The sequence below is a fragment of the Acinetobacter sp. 228 genome, from assembly GCF_048147885.1.
Genome location: NZ_JAYWYV010000129.1, coordinates 1 through 1,791, shown reverse-complemented (window position 1 = coordinate 1,791; position 1,791 = coordinate 1). Strand labels below are relative to the sequence as shown.

The window sequence follows — 1,791 nt, the reverse complement described above, 5'->3', positions numbered from 1 at the left end:
TGAATAACTAACATTTGAGCTAGAGTTGATTTACCTGAACCAGGACGACCACCCACGATGCAGAAGTGTCCTTTTTGAATTAATCCAACAAGGTTATCCAGGTGAGTTAAGTTAAACTTTACGCCTGTGTACTGCTTGTTAGCTTTAGCCTCAGCCTTTTGGATTAAACGATCTGTAGCACGATTCAAAGCCACTTCAAATGTGAAGCTAGTCTTCTCAACATCGTTTGACGTTTTCTTCCCATCCAGAATGCTTTCTGCTGCAATGTGAACATCAGGGATTGTTAAGTCTTTAGCAATCTCTGCAATGCTTTGCCCGATATGCTCAACTTCACGGTGTGCCTTGAACTTGTTTAGTTCTGCAACATAAGACTCCAGGTTGTAAAAGCTTGAAGGCGCTTCACTGCTCATTTGAAGCAGGTATTCAGAACCACCCATCAAATGAATTACGTTTTTTTGTTTAAGCTGCTGCTCAACCATAACGAAGTCATAAGGTTTGTTTTCGTTAGCAAGGTCAGCAATAGCCTGGAAGATTTGCTTATGGCGCTCTGGAAAGAAGCACTCAACATCAAGATCGTTACTTACAACATCAAATGATTTGTCTACAGTCATCAATGCTGTAAGAACTGCTTGTTCCATAGGGATGTTATGAATATTCGACATTACCAATCCCCCATTTCTGTTTCGAGATTTTCAGGATTGATTGCTTGAGTGTTGTTTTGTTCTGCTTGTTTGAAAAGTTTTTCAACAAGTTTGAAATCACGTTTTACCCACTTCACGAAATTTGAATACATCTGAGTGCTTGTTACTGCACCAGTGATGATTTTGTTTTCGTAGTGTGGGTTGATTTCAAGAAGTAATTCTTCAACTTGAGCTTGATTGATTTTTGGTAAACCTGATCTTTGCATCCAAGAATTCAATTGTTGTAAATCTGGTTTCCAGATATTCAGAACTTCATCAACTGGATTTTCTTGTGTGCTCTCCTCTCTATAAATATTTTTATATAATTCTATTGTGTCTTTAGTTTCTAAAGTGCTGGCGCTTTCGTTAGTATAGTGCTCGCGCTTTACTTTCTGTAGTGCTTTACTTTCTAAAGTGGTATTGCAGTTTTTAAAGTGCTCGACTAATGACACCTCATTAATTCTGTATTCATTACCCTTTCTTGAATCAGAACTAACAACAGTTACAACGCCTAAATCGGTTAATTCTTTTAGGCCTTTACGAACTGTAGTAGTGCTTAGTTTTTTAGAACCTTCAAGCTTGCCGCCCTGCAATTGAGAGTAACTTACAAAATCAGTAGTTTTGTCTTTAAAACCATTGATGCGGTCTTCCAGTTCAGCATACACATTACGTGCTGCATCACTAAGAAATGGACGCACATCACTACGATAAAGACGACTAGACATCACATAGCCCTTTTCGAACTTGTCTGTCATCTTGTCCCTACCTTTTGAAATTGGAATAATTTCAGCCTGCTTCAATGCACCCATCAAACACCTCTCAATACAAATGCAGCTAAATCAGCTTTCGCTTTAGCCAATGCCATAGAGTTTTCGAGAGTTCGATTAAGCACATAAGCCTCAACCGCTTTTTGAAACAAACTAATCTTCCGATTTAGTTCAATGCCTGCTAATATTGAATAGTTCATTTGGTCCACCTTGTTTGAACGTGACCGCTAACCTGTTCGCGCAGGAAGCGGTTTTTTAATATCCGAACTCTTCCAAACGTGGCGCTATAGCCGTGTGTTGGAAATCATTAATTTCTGATGCACGATTCATAGAAAGGCGCGCCA

At 39.1% G+C, this 1,791-nt stretch carries 3 protein-coding genes; all 3 read right to left on the bottom strand.

Annotation, left to right across the window (positions count from 1 at the left end):
* Window positions 1-662, bottom strand: a 662-nt coding sequence (locus VXQ92_RS16610) for a DnaB-like helicase N-terminal domain-containing protein (RefSeq protein ID WP_416682565.1), incomplete at its 3' end; no start/stop codon positions are given.
* Window positions 662-1,489, bottom strand: coding sequence for a hypothetical protein (locus VXQ92_RS16605; RefSeq protein ID WP_416682564.1), 828 nt, complete (start codon window positions 1,487-1,489; stop codon window positions 662-664). The genes VXQ92_RS16605 and VXQ92_RS16610, both read right to left, overlap by 1 nt.
* On the bottom strand, window positions 1,489-1,647 hold the full coding sequence (locus VXQ92_RS16600; protein ID WP_416682563.1) for a hypothetical protein: 159 nt from the start codon (window positions 1,645-1,647) through the stop codon (window positions 1,489-1,491). Before VXQ92_RS16600 ends, VXQ92_RS16605 begins: the two co-directional genes overlap by 1 nt.
* Between the last annotated feature and the right edge of the window lie 144 nt (window positions 1,648-1,791).

Excerpts from the sequence above, each read along its gene's own strand:
- VXQ92_RS16600 (WP_416682563.1), bottom strand. The coding sequence starts at position 1,647 with ATGAACTATTCAATATTAGCAGGCATTGAACTAAATCGGAAGATTAGT.
- VXQ92_RS16605 (WP_416682564.1), bottom strand. The coding sequence starts at position 1,489 with ATGGGTGCATTGAAGCAGGCTGAAATTATTCCAATTTCAAAAGGTAGG.